The sequence below is a fragment of the Providencia sp. PROV268 genome (assembly GCF_028477805.1).
GTDB lineage: Bacteria > Pseudomonadota > Gammaproteobacteria > Enterobacterales > Enterobacteriaceae > Providencia > Providencia stuartii.
The window spans coordinates 109,357-128,151 of sequence record NZ_JAMPLW010000010.1 but is presented as its reverse complement, the minus strand read 5'-3'; the positions used below and the strand labels follow the sequence as shown (position 1 = coordinate 128,151).

The 18,795-nt window shown below is 43.5% G+C and carries 18 protein-coding genes; 12 read left to right on the top strand and 6 right to left on the bottom strand.

Features of this window, described 5'->3' with window-relative positions; genetic code table 11:
• Positions 1-50: 50 nt before the first annotated feature.
• From queA to thiL, 10 genes are all read left to right on the top strand, one after another.
• Positions 51-1,121: a tRNA preQ1(34) S-adenosylmethionine ribosyltransferase-isomerase QueA gene (gene queA, locus PR699_RS09070; RefSeq protein WP_014656781.1), complete on the top strand. Its 1,071-nt coding sequence runs from the start codon at positions 51-53 to the stop codon at positions 1,119-1,121.
• Positions 1,122-1,210: 89 nt separating this feature from the next.
• Positions 1,211-2,338 (top strand): tRNA guanosine(34) transglycosylase Tgt, encoded by a 1,128-nt coding sequence (tgt, locus tag PR699_RS09065; protein ID WP_004926970.1) that lies wholly within the window; start codon positions 1,211-1,213, stop codon positions 2,336-2,338.
• 93 nt (positions 2,339-2,431) lie between these two features.
• Positions 2,432-2,764 (top strand): preprotein translocase subunit YajC, encoded by a 333-nt coding sequence (gene yajC / locus PR699_RS09060; RefSeq protein WP_004926971.1) that lies wholly within the window; start codon positions 2,432-2,434, stop codon positions 2,762-2,764.
• Positions 2,765-2,792: 28 nt separating this feature from the next.
• Complete coding sequence (gene secD / locus PR699_RS09055) at positions 2,793-4,640, top strand: protein translocase subunit SecD (protein ID WP_014656779.1); 1,848 nt, start codon at positions 2,793-2,795, stop codon at positions 4,638-4,640.
• Between the two features lie 10 nt (positions 4,641-4,650).
• Entirely contained in the window at positions 4,651-5,619 is a 969-nt protein-coding gene (gene secF, locus PR699_RS09050; protein WP_014656778.1) for a protein translocase subunit SecF, read from the top strand.
• A 178-nt stretch (positions 5,620-5,797) separates the two neighbouring features.
• A complete protein-coding gene (gene nrdR / locus PR699_RS09045; protein WP_004926977.1) occupies positions 5,798-6,247 on the top strand; it encodes a transcriptional regulator NrdR in 450 nt (149 codons plus the stop codon).
• Positions 6,248-6,251: 4 nt separating this feature from the next.
• A complete protein-coding gene (gene ribD, locus PR699_RS09040; protein ID WP_014656777.1) occupies positions 6,252-7,367 on the top strand; it encodes a bifunctional diaminohydroxyphosphoribosylaminopyrimidine deaminase/5-amino-6-(5-phosphoribosylamino)uracil reductase RibD in 1,116 nt (371 codons plus the stop codon).
• 102 nt (positions 7,368-7,469) lie between these two features.
• On the top strand, positions 7,470-7,940 hold the full coding sequence (ribE, locus tag PR699_RS09035; protein ID WP_004926982.1) for a 6,7-dimethyl-8-ribityllumazine synthase: 471 nt from the start codon (positions 7,470-7,472) through the stop codon (positions 7,938-7,940).
• A gap of 26 nt (positions 7,941-7,966) precedes the next feature.
• Entirely contained in the window at positions 7,967-8,383 is a 417-nt protein-coding gene (gene nusB, locus PR699_RS09030; protein ID WP_004926984.1) for a transcription antitermination factor NusB, read from the top strand.
• Positions 8,384-8,518: 135 nt separating this feature from the next.
• Positions 8,519-9,508, top strand: coding sequence for a thiamine-phosphate kinase (gene thiL / locus PR699_RS09025; protein WP_014656776.1), 990 nt, complete (start codon positions 8,519-8,521; stop codon positions 9,506-9,508).
• A gap of 588 nt (positions 9,509-10,096) precedes the next feature.
• Here the strand turns inward: thiL and dxs are convergent.
• The 3 genes from dxs to xseB all read right to left on the bottom strand — a co-directional run bounded on the left by dxs (position 10,097) and on the right by xseB (position 13,390).
• Complete coding sequence (gene dxs / locus PR699_RS09020) at positions 10,097-11,965, bottom strand: 1-deoxy-D-xylulose-5-phosphate synthase (RefSeq protein ID WP_014656775.1); 1,869 nt, start codon at positions 11,963-11,965, stop codon at positions 10,097-10,099.
• A gap of 252 nt (positions 11,966-12,217) precedes the next feature.
• Entirely contained in the window at positions 12,218-13,135 is a 918-nt protein-coding gene (gene ispA / locus PR699_RS09015) for a (2E,6E)-farnesyl diphosphate synthase (RefSeq protein ID WP_004926990.1), read from the bottom strand.
• Positions 13,136-13,138: 3 nt separating this feature from the next.
• Positions 13,139-13,390, bottom strand: coding sequence for an exodeoxyribonuclease VII small subunit (gene xseB, locus PR699_RS09010; RefSeq protein ID WP_004926992.1), 252 nt, complete (start codon positions 13,388-13,390; stop codon positions 13,139-13,141).
• 219 nt (positions 13,391-13,609) lie between these two features.
• On the opposite strand from xseB, the gene thiI reads away from it, so the two are divergent.
• Positions 13,610-15,061, top strand: a complete 1,452-nt coding sequence (gene thiI, locus PR699_RS09005; RefSeq protein ID WP_004926994.1) for a tRNA uracil 4-sulfurtransferase ThiI — start codon at positions 13,610-13,612, stop codon at positions 15,059-15,061.
• Between the two features lie 59 nt (positions 15,062-15,120).
• On the opposite strand, the gene yajL is transcribed toward thiI, so the two are convergent.
• Both yajL and panE read right to left on the bottom strand, forming a co-directional pair.
• Positions 15,121-15,714, bottom strand: a complete 594-nt coding sequence (gene yajL / locus PR699_RS09000; protein ID WP_014656774.1) for a protein deglycase YajL — start codon at positions 15,712-15,714, stop codon at positions 15,121-15,123.
• Entirely contained in the window at positions 15,677-16,588 is a 912-nt protein-coding gene (panE, locus tag PR699_RS08995) for a 2-dehydropantoate 2-reductase (protein ID WP_004926998.1), read from the bottom strand. The genes yajL and panE overlap by 38 nt, the downstream gene beginning before the upstream one ends.
• A 241-nt stretch (positions 16,589-16,829) precedes the next feature.
• Between panE and PR699_RS08990 the strand changes: the two genes are divergently transcribed.
• The gene (locus tag PR699_RS08990; RefSeq protein ID WP_014656773.1) at positions 16,830-17,321 is read left to right on the top strand and encodes a YajQ family cyclic di-GMP-binding protein; all 492 of its coding nucleotides are present in this window, start codon (positions 16,830-16,832) and stop codon (positions 17,319-17,321) included.
• A gap of 44 nt (positions 17,322-17,365) precedes the next feature.
• Here the strand turns inward: PR699_RS08990 and PR699_RS08985 are convergent, their stop codons facing one another.
• Positions 17,366-18,733, bottom strand: a complete 1,368-nt coding sequence (locus tag PR699_RS08985) for an MFS transporter (RefSeq protein ID WP_004927003.1) — start codon at positions 18,731-18,733, stop codon at positions 17,366-17,368.
• Positions 18,734-18,795 lie beyond the last annotated feature (62 nt).

The following is an 18,795-nucleotide window of genomic DNA, read 5'->3' as shown; positions in this document are numbered from 1 at the left end:
GTGCTCAGCACTAGACTAGTCGCCTGTTTTTTTAGATTGAAGTTAAGACAATGCGTGTTTCCGATTTTACTTTTGAGTTACCTGAAGAATTAATTGCCCATTATCCTCAAGCGCAGCGAAGCGCATGTAGACTGCTAAGCCTTGATGGCCCAACGGGGCAGCTCACGCATGGTATTTTTACGGATATCCTTGAGAAACTGTCACCCGGTGATCTGCTGGTGTTTAACAACACGCGTGTCATTCCAGCAAGGCTATTTGGTCGTAAGGCGAGCGGTGGCAAAATCGAAATGCTGGTCGAACGAATGCTGGATGAGCATCGCGTACTTGCTCATATTCGGGCATCTAAAGCCCCGAAAGAGGGGGCAGAGCTGATTTTAGGTGAAGATGAAAGCGTTAATGCGACTATGGTTGCGCGCCATGGGGCTTTATTTGAAGTGCAGTTTGATGATCAGCGCGATGTATTGAGTATCCTCAATGAAATCGGGCATATGCCATTACCACCTTATATCGACCGCCCTGATGAAGAATCGGATAAAGAACTGTACCAAACCGTTTATAGCCAACGTCCTGGCGCGGTTGCAGCTCCTACCGCTGGCTTGCATTTTGATGAGCCTTTATTGGATGCACTACGTGAAAAAGGCGTTGAAATGGCGTTCGTCACCTTACACGTCGGCGCGGGAACCTTTCAACCCGTGCGTGTTGACACTATCGAAGATCATGTCATGCATTCTGAATATGCAGAGGTGCCACAAGAGGTTGTGGATGCCGTATTGGCATGTAAAGTGAGAGGTAACCGTGTGGTCGCTGTCGGAACCACTTCTGTACGCTCATTAGAAAGTGCGGCAAAAGCGAGCCAAGATGCGCTCATTGCCCCATTTTTTGATGATACCCAAATCTTTATTTATCCAGGGTTTGAGTATCAAGTGGTTGATGCTTTGATCACCAACTTCCATTTGCCAGAATCGACACTGATTATGTTAGTTTCTGCATTTGCTGGATATCAAAATACTATGCAGGCCTATAAAGAAGCAGTAGCACAAAAATATCGTTTCTTTAGTTATGGTGATGCTATGTATATCACGCGTAATCCTGATGCTCGTTTTGAGCAGATTGGGCAGTAGCGTGAGTTAGATAGGCGGTGGATAAGCTGCTCGCCTGTGAAAGTTAATATCAGCAACAGACTGTTTTTCTGCTGCTAGGAGAAATAAACGTGAAATATGAATTACAAACCACGGATGGCAATGCGCGTCGTGGGCGCTTGATTTTTGAGCGTGGCGTGGTGGAAACCCCCGCTTTTATGCCTGTTGGTACTTATGGAACTGTCAAAGGGATGACCCCAGAAGAGGTCAAAGAAACAGGTGCACAAATTCTGCTTGGTAATACCTTCCATTTATGGTTGCGCCCAGGGCAAGAGATCATGAAATTGCATGGTGACTTACACGATTTTATGCAATGGCAAGGTCCTATCTTGACTGACTCAGGCGGTTTCCAAGTCTTTAGCCTTGGTGCTATGCGTAAAATTAAAGAAGAAGGTGTGCATTTCCGTAACCCTATTAACGGTGAAAAAATCTTCTTAAGCCCTGAAAAGTCAATGGAAATTCAATACGATCTCGGCTCAGATATCGTGATGATTTTTGATGAGTGTACGCCATATCCTGCCGATTGGGATTACGCGAAGACATCCATGGAGATGTCCTTACGTTGGGCTGCACGTAGCCGTCAACGCTTTGATGAATTAAACAACAAAAACGCACTATTTGGCATCATTCAAGGTAGTGTTTACGAAGATTTACGTGATATTTCAGTTAAGGGGCTGGTAGAGATCGGCTTTGATGGGTACGCTGTAGGCGGTCTCGCGGTAGGCGAGCCAAAAGAAGATATGCATCGTATCTTAGAACATGTATGCCCACAAATTCCGGCGGATAAACCTCGCTATTTAATGGGGGTTGGTAAACCGGAAGATTTAGTTGAAGGTGTTCGCCGTGGCATCGATATGTTTGATTGTGTGATGCCAACACGAAATGCGCGCAATGGTCATTTATTTGTCACGAATGGCGTGGTAAAAATTCGCAATGCGAAGTATAAATCGGATACTTCAACACTCGATCCTGAGTGTGATTGCTATACTTGCCGTCATTATAGTCGTGCGTATTTACACCATCTCGATCGTTGTAATGAAATTCTTGGCGCAAGGCTAAATACCATTCATAATTTGCGTTATTATCAGCGTCTAATGGCTGGTATTCGTCAAGCGATTGAAGATGGTAACTTTGAAGAGTTTGCGAAAGATTTCTATCAGAAGATTGGCAAAAGCCAACCTTCATTAAATATGGAATGAATTTAAGTGCGAAATGAGCTTAATCTGTGTAGCATATTAAGCTTTGCTGTACTTATGTTTTAAATAGCGTTCAATAACAATGAGGAAAGTTGAATGAGTTTTTTTATTTCTGAAGCAGCGGCATCTGCAGGCGCGCCAGCACAGGGCAACCCGTATACGATGATTATTATGCTCGCCGTGTTTGCTTTGATCTTCTATTTTATGATTTTACGTCCACAGCAAAAACGTGCTAAAGAGCATCGTAAACTGATGGAGTCAATCACTAAGGGCGATGAAGTTTTAACAACAGGTGGTTTGATTGGTCGTGTAACCAAAGTTTCTGATAATGGTTATGTTGTTCTTGAACTGAGTGAGAACACCGAAGTAACTATCAAACGTGATTTCGTTGCTGCTGTTTTACCTAAAGGCACAATGAAAGGTATTTAATTTCTGATTTTTCCCGAAGGGAACTGCCGTGCTAAACCGTTATCCTTTGTGGAAGTATCTGATGCTGATCGCTGCGATCCTCATCGGTCTGCTTTATGCGCTTCCAAACCTATATGGTGAGGATCCGGCTGTTCAAATCACTGGCGTGCGGGGAACCGCCGCCAATGAGCAAACGCTGATCCAAGTCCAAAAAACGTTAGAAAAAGACAATATCCAGAGCAAATCTATTGCCTTGGAAAATGGGGCTGTACTTGCCCGATTCAACAACCCGGATATTCAATTGCGCGCTCGTGAAGCACTGGTTAGCGCTCTGGGTGACCAATATGTTGTTGCATTAAACCTTGCACCTGCAACACCTAAATGGCTAGAAGCTGTTGGTGGTGAGCCGATGAAACTCGGTCTAGACCTGCGTGGTGGGGTTCACTTCCTCATGGAAGTCGATATGGACACTGCATTAAGTAAATTGCAGGAACAAAACATGGACGGTATACGTAACGATTTGCGCCAAGCAAAAGTTCCGTACTCTTCTATCCGTAAAGGCGACAATTACAGCGTTGAGATCCGTTTCCGTAATGCTGATGATCGTAGCCAAGCAGAGAAAATACTCCTTCGTAAGTTCCAAGATCTTGTATTTTCTAATGGTAACAATAATACCATGACTGCAGTTATGACGGATGAGCGTCTACGTGAGGCTCGTAACTATGCCGTATCTCAAAACATTACCATTATTCGTAACCGTGTAAACCAATTGGGTGTTGCAGAACCTCTTGTTCAGCGCCAAGGTGCGGAGCGTATTGTTGTTGAGTTACCTGGTATCCAAGATACCGCGCGTGCCAAAGAAATTTTAGGGGCAACGGCAACCTTAGAGTTCCGTTTAGTTAACCAAAGTGTTGACCCAGCAGCGGCAGAAAATGGTCGTGTGCCGGGCGATTCTGAGGTTAAGTATGATCGTAATGGCTTCCCTTACGTTCTGTATAAGCGAGTCGTCCTGACTGGTGACCACATCACTGACTCAACTTCAGGTAGTGATGAAAATGGTGCGCCACAAGTAAGTATTGGCCTTGATAGCGCGGGTGGCTCTGTCATGTCTGATTTTACCCGTGACAATCAGGGTAAACAAATGGCAACGCTGTTTGTTGAATATAAAGACAGCGGGAAAAAAGATGCCGAAGGCCGTGTAATTTTGATGAAAGATGAGAAAGTGATTAACGCGGCGAATATTTCTGCGCGTTTCGGAAGCCAATTCCGTATCACGGGGATCACTGATCCAAACGAAGCTCGTCAATTGTCGCTATTGCTACGTGCTGGTGCGTTAATTGCGCCAATCCAAATCGTTGAAGAGCGTACTATTGGGCCGACTCTTGGTTTACAAAACATTGAACAAGGTCTAAAAGCTTGTTTAGCTGGTTTGTTCGCCTCAATCTTATTTATGATTATTTACTATCGTAAGTTTGGTTTGATTGCGAGTACGGCGCTGTTTGCAAACTTGATCATGATTGTTGGGGTGATGTCCTTGTTACCAGGCGCCACACTGACCATGCCAGGTATTGCCGGTATCGTACTGACCCTTGCTGTCGCCGTCGATGCTAACGTTTTGATTAACGAACGTATTAAAGAAGAGTTGCGCAATGGGCGTTCAGTCCAGCAATCTATTCATGAAGGCTATAAAGGCGCTTTCTCAAGTATTATCGACGCAAACCTGACTACACTTATCACTGCAATTATTCTGTATGCAGTGGGTACAGGGTCAATCAAAGGCTTTGCAATTACGACAGCTATCGGTGTCGCCACCTCTATGTTTACAGCTATTATTGGTACACGTGCTATCGTGAACCTGCTATATGGCGGTAAACGTATCAACAAGCTGTCAATTTAAGGAGCACGTTGTGGCACAGGATTATACTGTTGAACAATTGAACTATGGTCGTAAAGTCTATGACTTTATGCGCTGGGACAACGTTGCCTTTGGGATTTCTATTGTATTACTGATCGCATCTATCGCGATTATTGGGATGAAAGGCTTTAACTGGGGCCTTGACTTCACTGGTGGTACAGTCATCGAAGTCAACCTGAGTCAGCCAGCTGATTTGGATAAAATTCGTGACAGCCTTTCTAATACGGCTCACAAAGATCCTTTAATCCAAAATTTTGGTAGCAGCCGTGACATCATGATCCGTTTACCACCTATTGAAGGGGTTGCAGGTCAAGAAGTCGGTAAAGAGATCATCACTATCATCAATAAAAATGTTGATGAGCAAGCGACAGTGAAGCGTATTGAATTTGTGGGGCCTAGTGTTGGGGCAGAACTTGCTCAAACAGGGGCACTTGCACTGTTAACGGCGCTTATCTGTATCTTGATTTATGTTGGTTTCCGCTTTGAATGGCGTCTAGCGACAGGTGCAGTATTAGCACTTGCGCATGACGTTGTGATTACGTTAGGTATTCTATCTTTGTTCCATATTGAGATAGATATGACCATCGTGGCGTCATTGATGTCCGTTATTGGTTATTCACTGAACGACAGTATCGTTGTATCTGACCGTATCCGTGAAAACTTCCGTAAAATTCGTCGCGGTACACCGTATGAAATCATGAACGTCTCTTTAACACAGACCTTAAGCCGTACCATTATGACATCTGCAACAACACTGTTAGTGGTGCTGATGCTGTATATCTTCGGTGGCGCGATGTTAGAAGGCTTCTCATTGGTCATGTTAATCGGTGTAACCATCGGTACGATTTCATCTATCTATGTGGCTTCTGCACTAGCACTGAAAATGGGTATGAAACGTGAGCACTTACTTCCACCGAAAGTTGAGAAAGAAGGTGCTGACCAAGAGTCTTTACTACCGTAATCCCCATTGGGTGAAAGTCGGTGGCTTAGGTGACTGAATGAAAGCCGTCTGGTGTGTTCTAAAAAGATGGCTTAAACATGAAAACACCCCGTTAGACTGCAAATGTACAGTCTTGCGGGGTGTTTTTTATTAAGCTCTGGGTTACACTGTTTACCCGAAATAAGAATCAGGAAACACTATGCACTGCCCATTTTGCTCTGCTGTAGATACGAAAGTAATTGACTCGCGTCTGGTTGGAGAAGGCTCTCAAGTGCGCAGGCGTCGTCAATGTCTGCTTTGCCATGAACGCTTCACCACCTTTGAAGTGGCGGAACTTGTTATGCCACGGGTAATTAAAAGTGATGAAGTACGCGAACCCTTCGATGAAGAAAAGCTAAGTCGTGGTATGCAAAAGGCCTTGGAAAAACGGCCCGTAAGTGCTGATGCCGTTGAACAGGCCATTATTTCTATCAAATCACAACTACGTGCAACAGGGGAACGTGAAATCCCTTCTAAAATGATTGGTAATTTAGTGATGGATGAACTGAAGAAACTGGATAAAGTGGCTTATATCCGCTTTGCTTCAGTCTACCGTAGCTTTGAAGATGTACGGGAGTTTGGCGAAGAGATCGCTAAATTACAGGATTAAGAACATGATTGAACAAGACCGCATCTATATGGCGCGGGCACTTGAGCTTGCCCAAAAAGGCCGTTTTACCACTTCACCAAATCCTAATGTGGGTTGCGTTATCGTACGTGATGGTGAAATTGTTGGTGAAGGGTATCACCAAAAAGCGGGTGAACCGCATGCTGAAGTTCATGCCTTACGCATGGCAGGAGAGAAAGCGAAAGGCGCTACCGCCTACGTAACATTAGAGCCATGCAGTCATCACGGTCGTACCCCACCTTGCGCTGAGGCTTTGATTAATGCGGGTGTTCGTCGTGTTGTGGCAGCAATGCAAGACCCCAATCCTCAAGTTGCAGGTCGGGGATTATATATGCTTTCTCAAGCGGGGATTGAAACCGCAAGTGGCGTATTGATGGAAGAAGCGGAATCATTAAACCGTGGATTTTTAAAGCGTATGCGTACAGCATTCCCTTATGTTCAACTGAAACTTGCAGCCTCCCTTGACGGCAAAACGGCCTTAGAATCAGGTGAAAGTAAATGGATCACGTCAGCAGCAGCAAGGCAGGACGTACAGGTATTGCGTGCGCAAGCGAGTGCAATTTTGAGTACCAGTAGTACTGTGCTGGCAGATAACCCTTCACTGACCGTACGTTGGAATGAATTACCTGCCGAGATACAAGCTGTTTATCCGCAAAGCACATTGCGTCAACCAATTCGTATTGTTTTAGATAACCATAATCGCGTCACGGCGGAACATAAGGTCACCCAATTGGCAGGTGAATGTTGGTTAGTTCGCTCTCAACCCGAGCCTGATGCGGTTTGGCAGGGGCAAGTTGAACAGCTTGCTATTCCATCTGATGATAATGGTATTGACCTTGTGATCTTGATGATGCAGTTGGCTAAACGAAATGTGAATAGCGTTTGGGTTGAAGCAGGACCAATACTCGCTGGCTCATTGTTAAAACTTGGTTTGGTGGATGAGCTGATTGTCTATATTGCTCCTAAATTATTAGGGGATACAGCGCGAGGTTTGGTGAATATTCCAGCACTTGCACATTTGTCAGATGCACAAAAATTTGAATTTACTGATGTGCAGAAAGTCGGTGATGACCTGCGTGTCAGGCTACGTCCTGTGTGGTAATAAAAGTTTTTTATCATTTTGCTAAAATTCAACCACGCGATTAACGAAAGAATGTGATAAAATCCGCGCCCCGCGGGTTATAATTAATATTAAAGGAAGGCTATGAACGTAATTAAAGGTGTTGTTGCCGCGCCACAAGCGCGTGTCGCCATTGCAATCGCTCGTTTTAACAACTTTATTAATGATAGTCTGCTGGACGGTGCTGTTGATGCTTTAGAGCGTATCGGCCAAGTGTCTCAAGATAACATCACTGTTGTCTGGGTGCCAGGCGCTTACGAGCTACCATTAACCGTTAAAGCACTGGCCGAAACGAAAAAATACGATGCTGTTATTGCATTAGGCACGGTGATCCGTGGTGGAACTGCGCATTTTGAATATGTTGCAGGTGAGTGCAGTTCAGGTCTTTCTCATGTCGCAATGAACAGTGAAGTGCCAGTCACTTTCGGTGTTTTGACGACTGAAAATATTGAGCAAGCCATTGAACGTGCTGGTACTAAAGCTGGCAATAAAGGCGCTGAAGCTGCTCTGACGGCATTAGAAATGATTAATGTACTTAAAGCTGTAAAAGGCTGATTTAGTTTTTATTTAAGGGGAATCTTGTGAAACCTGCTGCTCGTCGCCGCGCTCGTGAGTGTGCTGTACAGGCCATCTATTCATGGCAATTATCCGGTAATAATGTTTCCGATGTGGAATATGAATTTATTGCTGAACAGGACATGTCTGACGTTGACGTTATTTATTTTCGTGAACTGTTGTCGGGAGTCGCCAATAACGCTGCTAAGCTTGACCAGCTAATGGCTCCTTTCCTATCTCGCCAGCTTGAAGAGTTGGGGCAGGTAGAGAAAGCGATTTTACGTGTTGCTATGTATGAACTAAGCTACCGTGAAGATGTGCCTTATAAAGTTGCAATTAACGAAGGCATTGAACTAGCCAAAGTTTTTGGTGCTGAAGATAGCCATAAATTTGTGAATGGTGTTCTCGATAAGGCTGCGCCTTCTGTTCGTCGTAAAAAATAAAAATTGATCAGGGTTCCCTCCTGTAATACTACAGTAGTAATGAGGTAGGCTGGGTTCCGGCCTATCTTTGTCTTTTATGTCTAATTATCAGTGATGAAGTTGATAACTGGGCATAGCGAAAATGGAAAAGCTACCATGTCATATGGCGAATTTGACCTCATCGCGCGTTACTTTAACCGTCAAACAACAAACAGACGGGATGTGAATATTGGTATTGGTGATGACTGTGCGTTGATGACCATCCCAGAAAAACAGCAGCTTGCTGTGAGCACCGATACATTAGTTTCTGGTATCCACTTCCTTCCTGAAATTTCTCCAGCCGATCTTGCTTACAAATCATTAGCGTCTAATTTAAGTGATCTTGCTGCTATGGGAGCAGATCCGGCATGGGTTTCTCTAGCGATCACACTACCTCATGTTGATCCAGATTGGTTAGAGCAATTTAGCGATAGCTTATTTGAGCAAATTAACTATTACGGTATGCAGCTAATTGGCGGTGATACAACGCGTGGACCAATGAGCCTAACTTATACCGTACATGGCTTAGTACCGAGTGGGAAAGCATTGTCACGCTCAGGAGCCCGTAATGGCGACTGGATATACGTGACGGGCACACTAGGTGACAGCGCTGCGGGTTTAGCAATATTACAGGGGAAATTAGATATTGCTGATGAGAGCCAAAAGTCATGGCTAATTGGGCGTCATCTGCGTCCTCAGCCGCGTATTTTACAAGGGCAGGCGTTACGCCACTTAGCTTCTTCCGCGATTGATATTTCTGATGGTTTAATTTCCGATCTCAATCATATCCTCAAGGCTAGCGGCTGTGGCGCTCGTATTAATCTTGATGCTTTACCACTTTCCGAGGCGTTGCAACAAAACTGCTCTGTAGAGCAAGCACGCATTTGGTCGTTAAGTGGTGGTGAAGATTATGAGCTTTGCTTTACGATCCCTGAAGTTAATCGTGGTGCTTTAGAAGTAGCATTGGCTCATACAGGCGCTAATTTTACGTGTATTGGTCAAATAAAACCGCAATCAGAAGGGATCAGTTATTATTGTGATAATCAGGCGGTTGATGTTGCCCTTAAAGGGTTTGATCATTTTGCATTAACGGATGTTAATAGTTAAGTTGATAAAATAATCATGTTGTTTAGTGAACCCGTGTCAGTGATTGAGACGGGTTTTTTATTTTAAGCGATCAAAAAAGATCTTTTTGTTATCGTAATAATCCGTGTTGTTATTTTATATAGGTTACAAAGAGGTCATTACCGCGAATTTTTATAGAAAAATATAATAGGTTCTAGATAGAGGATATTAAAAATAGCGATTATAAAATTAGAGGAAATTACTTAATCTATTGAATCTATTTGATTTATTTTCTTTTTTGCAAAAGAAAGCTGCCAAAAGGCAGCTAAAATAAAAATGAGGCGTATATCTCATATAAATATGAGACATTTATGTCAATAATGACAAAAATTATTATGAGGGTAATTGGGTATTAACTTCATACTGAACTTTATTTGAGATAAAAGCAAGATCCTTTTAAAAGAATTTTAGCTTAGTTTGATCTTATCGATGATCAAAATAATTTTATCTTAAATAAGAAAAATGAAATTTCACATAAGGAAGCGGGGATTATAATGGAAGATCGATTAAGGAAGAATATTGAGAAAAACAGGTATTGTTATTATCACAATACCTGTTTTTTACTATAGGTTATGATTTCTGCTGATATTGTTCGATTGCGTGAATAATACCTTGACTATCGAGACCTAAGTCAGCAATAAGCTCTTCTTGGCTGCCTTGCGGTATAAAGAAATCAGGTAAACCAAGATTTAATACAGGTATCATCTTATGTTCGCGCATCAGGAATTCGTTAACACCACTGCCTGCACCGCCCATGATAGCATTCTCTTCTAGCGTGACTAACATGTCATGGCTGTTTACCATATCGAGGATCAGTGCTTCATCTAATGGTTTAACAAAGCGCATATCAACAACGGTTGCATTAAGCGCTTCGGCAGCGACGAGCGCATGTTTGAGTAATGTACCGAAGCAGAGGATGGCAATTTTTTCCCCTTGGCGACGAATGACCCCTTTACCAATTGGTAGTGGTGCAAGAGGTTGTAATTCTGCTCCAGTGCCTGTTCCGCGAGGGTAGCGTACCGCGCTAGGGCCATCTTTATAATGGTAACCAGTATGTAGCATTTGGCGGCATTCATTTTCATCACTTGGCGTCATGATAACGAGTGTTGGAATGCACCGTAGGTAAGAGATATCAAATGCCCCTTGGTGAGTTTGGCCATCAGCCCCAACAATCCCCGCACGATCAATGGCAAATAAGATAGGGGTTTTTTGAATCGCAACATCATGGATCACTTGATCGTAACCGCGCTGCAAGAAAGTGGAGTAAATCGCGACGATCGGATTATAACCTCCGATAGCTAAGCCAGCGGCAAAGGTAACGGCATGTTGCTCGGCGATGGCGACATCGAAGTATTGGTTAGGGTACTCTTTGGAAAAACGCACCATTCCTGACCCTTCACGCATAGCCGGTGTGATAGCCATGAGCTTATCATCGTTTTGGGCTTCTTCGCATAGCCAATCCCCAAAAATCTTAGAAAATGTAGGACGGGTCTCTTTACTCTTAGGCAGGGTAAATGTGCTTGGATCAAATTTAGGAACAGCATGCCAACTGATCGGATCTTTTTCAGCAGGCTCATAGCCACGACCTTTTTTGGTCATGATATGTAAGAACTGAGGCCCTTTTAGATCACGCATATTTTTCAAGGTTTGCACAAGCGCAACGACATCGTGACCATCAACAGGGCCGATGTAGTTAAAACCTAACTCTTCAAACATGGTGCCAGGAACGACCATGCCTTTGATATGTTCTTCTGTTTTCTTTAATAGCTCTTTAATCGGCGGCATATTAGAAAACACTTTTTTACCACCTTCACGCAAAGTGGTGTAGAGCTTGCCAGAGAGCAGGTGAGCAAGATGGTTATTCAGCGCCCCAACATTTTCAGAAATCGACATTTCGTTATCGTTGAGGATGACTAACATATCAGGAGCAACATCACCGGCATGGTTCATGGCTTCAAATGCCATACCCGCAGTAATCGCACCATCCCCAATGACACAGACGGTTTTGCGGTTTTTATCTTCTTTTTCAGCGGCAATGGCCATACCTAAACCGGCACTAATTGAGGTTGATGAGTGACCAACGCTCAATACGTCATATTCGCTTTCGTCACGCCAAGGAAAGGGATGCAAACCATTTTTTTGACGAATGGTATCAATGCGATCTCGGCGACCTGTTAAAATCTTATGGGGGTAGGCTTGATGGCCCACATCCCAGACAAGGTTATCGAAAGGAGTTTTATAAACATAATGTAATGCAACGGTGAGTTCAACGGCGCCTAAACCAGAGGCAAAGTGACCGCTAGATCGACCAACACTACTAAGTAAAAATTGCCTGAGTTCATCACACAGCTTCGGCAGGCTTTCTTTCGGCAGCAGACGTAGCTCTTCCGGTGTTTCTGCCAGCGCTAGTGTTGGATACTTAGCGATATCAATACTCATTAGGGGGCCCACGACTATTTATAATTGTTAATAAGGTAATAACGCTGGTTAATTCCAGCGTTTGAATTTAGCTATTATGCCACTTTTATTATCAATAGTATGAATAGAAAGCAGCATTGTATACTCGTTATGATCTCGATGGCAGCGTTATTGACTATGTTCACGCGTGCTGACCATAGATTTTTGTATGATCCTAGCAACTTGTTCGCTTCTCGCCTAGCCGCATCTTTAATCGTTTGAGAGTATGTAAGATTAGCTTTTACGCTCGATAATGAAATTCGCTAGGGCGACTAAAGTTTGTGTATTATAGCCTTCTGCTTCAATGGCTTTTAACGCTTCCAACGCATTATAATACAGCTCGCGAGCTTTTTCTTGAGCCGCTTCAAGTCCAAGCAAAGATGGATACGTGCTTTTCTCATGCTCAGCATCAGCGCCTTGGCGTTTGCCTGTCACTTCACTATCACCAATCACATCCAAAATATCATCTTGTACTTGGAATGCGAGGCCAATAGATTCTGCATACTTATCTAATGCAGGTAGTGCCTTATGTCCTTTTATTCCAGCGGCATAAGCACCCATACGAATAGCTGCTCGTATTAATGCACCCGTTTTGTGTTGGTGAATACGTTCAAGGGCTGCAAGATCAACACGCTTGCCCTCAGCCTCAAGGTCGAGTGCTTGACCACCACACATACCCGCTAGACCACTGGCATAAGCGAGTTCTGACAACATAGCAATTCGGTCTTTGTCAGTAACATCAGGCATTTCTGCGGAAGACAGTAGCTGGAAGGCTAATGTTTGTAGCGCATCACCCGCCAAAATGGCATTCCCTTCACCAAATTTGATATGGCAAGTGGGTTGCCCACGCCGTAGGTCATCATCATCCATAGCAGGGAGATCATCATGAATTAATGAGTAGGCGTGAATACACTCAACCGCTGCCGCTGGCGCATCAAGATTAACAGAATCGACACCCAGCATGCTTCCTACAGTATAGGTCAAAAACGGGCGTAGGCGTTTCCCCCCAAGTAGTGCACCATGTTTCATGGCAGCGGCAAGGGGTAAATCAGAGAAAGGAAGCGCATCTAAGGCATTTAGTAAATACTGGTTAACTCGCTCATACGCTTGTTGTTGCTGTATTGTGAAGCTATTAGGGTGTTGTTCGGACATAATTTATTCGGTATCTGGTGAAAAATCATCAAGAGCTTTATTTTCATCATCGCTAAGCAGGATTTGCACGCGTTGCTCAGCCTGTTGCAGGACTTTTTGCCCTTGTTTAGCGATTTGGATGCCTCGTTCAAACTCATTGAGCGCATCTTCAAGTGGTAGTGAGCCAGACTCAAGGCGAGAAACAATTTCCTCAAGTTCTTTGAGTGAGTTTTCGAAGCTAACTACAGGTACTTGCTGAGATTTTTCTTTAGCCATCTTTCTTTAACCACAAATATTTAATCATTCAATCAAAGGATTGTATTAATTGAGCAGACTAACTTAGTCTCGCGCTGGATACAATTTATTATTGGTGTTTTTAGATTCAACACACAAGATAGTGCTATAATACGCCTCTTTATTGACAATTGGTAACCTGTACGTGTGTCACTTTTAAAATACGTTCACTTGCCCCTATAACATTAACATGCTGCTATTATGAAGTTTATCATTAAGTTATTCCCAGAAATTACGATTAAAAGCCAGACCGTTAGGCTACGTTTTATTAAGATCCTTACCAGCAATATCCGTAATGTCCTGAAGCCGTTGGGCGAAGAAATCGCGGTTGTCCGTCATTGGGATAACATTGAAGTGCGTGTTAAAGGGGAAACGAAACACGACGAAATTTGTGACATGCTGACGCGCATTCCCGGTATTCACCATGTGTTAGAAGTTGAAGAAAAGCCGTTCACCAGTTTGCACCATATTTATGAGATGGTGCATGACTCTTATGCGCCTTCGCTAGAAAATAAAACTTTCTGTGTGCGCGTCAAGCGAAGAGGGAAGCATGAGTTTACTTCTATTGAGGCGGAGCGCTATATCGGTGGTGGCTTAAATCAACATATTCCTTCTGCGAAAGTGAAGCTGACAGCCCCCGATGTTACGGTGCATTTAGAGATAGAAGACGAAAACTTGATCCTCGTAAAAGCACGCTATGAAGGTATTGGTGGTTTCCCTATTGGGACGCAAGAAGATGTATTATCACTGATCTCTGGGGGCTTTGACTCTGGGGTATCAAGTTATATGTTGATGCGCCGTGGTTGCCGTGTTCATTACTGCTTCTTTAATCTAGGTGGAGCGGCTCATGAAATTGGTGTTAAACAAATTGCCCACTATCTCTGGAACCGCTTTGGTAGTTCCCATAAAGTCCGTTTTATCGCGGTTAATTTTGAGCCTGTTGTGGCAGAAATCTTAGAAAAAGTAGATGACGGACAAATGGGCGTTGTCTTGAAACGCATGATGGTCCGTGCCGCTTCAAAGGTTGCTGAACGCTATGGCGTTCAAGCGATAGTGACAGGGGAAGCATTAGGGCAGGTATCAAGTCAAACATTGACCAATTTGCGTTTGATTGATAATGCGTCTGACACTTTGGTATTGCGTCCTCTTATCTCTCATGACAAAGAGCATATCATCAAAATTGCCCGTCAAATTGGCACAGAAGATTTTGCAAAAACCATGCCTGAATATTGTGGTGTGATTTCGAAAAGCCCTACTGTTAAAGCAGTGAAAGCGAAAATTGAAGCGGAAGAAGCCAATTTTGACTTTAGTATCTTAGATCAAGTCGTTGAGCAGTCACAAAATATTGATATTCGCCAGATAGCCCAAGAAAGCCGTGAACAAGTCATGGAAGTGGAAATGGTGAGTGAGCTTGCGCCTGAGCATGAAGTGATTTTAGATATTCGCTCTACGGACGAACACGAAGAGAAGCCATTATCCATTGAAGGGATTGAGGTTAAGCATATCCCGTTTTACCGCTTGGGTACTCAATTTGGCGATTTACCAAAAGATAAAACCTACTTGTTATATTGCGAGCGCGGGGTGATGAGCCGTTTACAAGCTCTTTATTTGCAAGAGCAGGGGTTTAATAATGTAAAAGTCTATCGCCCGTAACCAAGTCATGTCATAACTAAGATAAAGGCCGAACGGTATCATCGTATCGGCCTTTACTATTACTGCTCTAAATAATCATTAATCCCATTAGGTAAAATTAATTGAGATGCAACCTTGCCGGCGATATCGCGGCCAACCAGCAACTCAATCAATTTCAAGGCGAAATCAAAGGTTGTTGCTGGCCCTTGGCTCGTTAATAAGTTGACACGCTCATCAAAATAGACTCGCTTATCAACCCATTTATTTGCCGCAATTTGATTTTTCATCGTGGGATAACCTGTCATATTCCCGATTGGAAATAACTGGTGGTATTCCAATACCAAAGCAGGAGCGGCACAAATCGCGGCTACAATTTTACCATCAAGGTGCATTCTCCTCGCTTTTTCCACGACTAATGGGCTGTCGCGGAAGGTTTCGGCTCCTTTTACTCCACCGGGAAGAACAATCGCATCAAAAGGTTCATCAGCCACCTTGATAATTGGGGTATCAGCGATAATTCTGACGCCTCTAGAGGCGGTTATTTCAATAGAGCCATCGTCAGTCACACTTGCTAATGTAACCTTGATCCCTGCTCTTACTAATAAATCAGCAGTGGTTACGGTTTCGATTTCTTCACTACCATTGGCGATGCATATCAGTACGGAAGCCGTCATTTTTTTCTTCTCGCTGTTTAATAAAATGGTACAAACGATCATTCTCTGGTGTGCTTAGGCCATGCGCTCTTGCTTGTTTAATGAGATAGCCTGTAATGTAGTCGATTTCGGTTCGTCGCTTATTACGAATGTCTTGTAACATTGAGGAGTAGTTACTCGCCGTACTGTGAATAATGCCATAAATATAGTCAACAAGCTGGGCTTTATCAGTATGCAGTCCTTCAATAGCCATCACTTGGCATATTTCATCAATTAGCAAATTAATTTGCTGTGAATGATTGAGTAAATCACCATTTTTACAATTATGAAGAATAGTGAGAGGATTTATCACACAGTTGACGGCAAGTTTCTTCCAACACGTCGTCAGGATCTGGTTATGCCATGCGACATCTGGAAGGGCCTCATGCAAAATATCGGCAATGGGGTAGTAATTTTCAGCCAGTGAGTTAACGGCTCCGATATGGGTTATACCATTAGCGACATGAAAAACTTGGTTGTTTTCTTGCCAAGCTGCGTGGGTGGTGATGCCGGATAAAAAAGGATGGCGTAAAGTGCCTAATTCATCAAGGGTCCCCATGCCGTTATGAAGTAACAGGATCGGGCAGGCGTCTGGTATATTATGCAGTAAAGGCAGTAGCGCATCGGAGACTTGCCATGCCTTCAAACACACAATAACCAATTCACTGTTTTGTAAATGATTGAGGTTATTGCAAGGGATCCATTCACGAAAAATACGGCCATCGGGTTCGTTGACATCAACAAATAAGTCAGATTGGGCTATACGTAGCCAGCCTTGTATATCGTGCCCTTGCTGACTTAACGCGGCGAGCCATAATTTACCAATAGCACCACAACCGATAAGCGTTATTTTCATATTCCCCCTCTGGGTATTAGTCAGGTTCAAGCCAATAGTTATTTAATGGTCAGTTTTAACCCTTTCAAATTGCAGCTAGGTGTTAAAATCGTCATCTGATGGGTAAACACATAGCCAATGGTGCTGCGCTTGAAGCTCGACGAGTATAGATGCTTGTAAATTCATATATCAAGTATAGTGCTTTTGCTCTTAATAGAAAGAAGCTATCATGCATCACATTGATTATCAGGAGGTCATAACCATGCCATCATTTGATATTGTATCTGAAGTAGAAATGAATGAAGTGCGTAATGCGGTTGAAAATTCCGAGCGCGAATTAACCACCCGTTGGGACTTTAAAAATGTGGCGGCAAGCTTCGAACTCAATGAGAAGAGTGAATCTATCAAAGTAACGAGTGAGTCGGACTTTCAAGTTCATCAGTTGTTAGACATTTTACGTGAAAAAATGGCAAAGCGTGGCATTGATGGCGCTGTCTTGAATATTCCCGATGATGTTGTGCACAGTGGCAAAACTTACAGTGTTGAAGTGACGTTAAAGCAGGGGATTGATGCGGCAACGGCTAAAAAAATTGTTAAGTTAATTAAAGATAGCAAACTGAAAGTTCAAGCTCAGATCCAAGGTGAGCAAGTGCGAGTGACAGGCAAATCACGTGATGATTTACAATCAGTGATGGCACTTGTCCGTTCTGGCAACCTAGGCCAGCCATTCCAGTTTACTAACTTCCGTGACTAATAGGCACAACAGCCCGCTGCTGATATTGCCGCGGGCTATTTGTATTAATCTTCACCTTTAATTATTGCTTCTAGTTGTTCTCGCGTTGTCAGTTTCCTATCCACTTTCACATAAACGCCCATTTCATCGGGAATAATGACGGCTTCTAATACACCCGGCAGCGTGGAAAGTTGAGCTTGTAACTTGTCGATATTTTTAAATCGATGAGGTAAAACAAGACGAATACTGCTGACATAAGGAGGCTGCCGCATGGTCAGACTCACGATAAACCAAATGGCTGTTAAGGCTAGCCCGCCAATAAATACGGCTGCCGCTCCATCCATATCATAGAGCCACCCACCGAGTATGCCGCCTATCGCCACACCTAAAAACTGGCTGGTGGAATAAACCCCCATTGCGGTTCCTTTATAGCCAGCGGGAGCTTCTTTACTGATCAATGAAGGGAGAATGGCTTCCATAATATTAAAGGCGACAAAAAATAGCTGTAATCCTAAAAAGATCACCCACAGATGGTTTCCCGATAACCATAAAGTGACCTCAGCTAACGCCAAGATAAAAATACATAGTAAAAACACCTGTTTCATTTTTCGGTGTTTTTCAGCATAGATAATAAAGGGAAGCACTGATACAAAGGCGATCAGCATGGTAATCAGATAAGCCTTCCAGTGATCTTTTGCCAAGTATCCCGCATGAGTCATGATTAAGGGGAAGGCAACGAAGCTCGACATAAGCAAAGTATGTAGGCTTAAAATGCCAAAGTTGAGTTTTAGCAACTGGGGGTTCGTTATGACTGTACGCAAATTCTCTTTTACGAAAGCGGATTCGCGGTTAGTCATATGCTGATGGCTATTAGGCACCACAAACAGGGTGACCACAATAGCACCGCCCGCTAGTAGGGTGATCCCCCAAAATAACCCACTTAATCCAACCCAGTGAGTGACGATTGGTCCTAGGACTAATGCGATAGCAAAAGTGATGCCAAAGCTAATCCCTAAAAAAGCCATGGCCTTGGTACGATTCTGTTCGCGGGTAAGGTCAGAAAGTAATGCCATAACGGCAGCAGAAATCGCTCCAGCACCTTGTAAGGCACGACCAATAATGATCCCCCATATGGAGTCACTAAGTGCGGCGAGTACGCTACCAATGATAAATATCATCAACCCAACTACGATTAAAGGTTTACGACCAATTTTATCTGACATCAAGCCGAAAGGGATTTGGAAGATGGCTTGGCTTAGGCCATAAATACCAATCGCGACCCCGACCAAAAGCTCTGATGAATCTTTAAGGTGAATACCATAACTGGTTAATATGGGTAATACCATAAACATCCCTAGCATTCTTAGGGAAAAAACAGAGCCTAGCCCCCATGTCGCACGTAATTCGGAGCGGGTCATCTTGTTATCATTCATGGTAAAGCCTCGGGTATAGACGAAAAAGGTTATTCTATTGGGGAACCTAGAGGTAGGTAAAT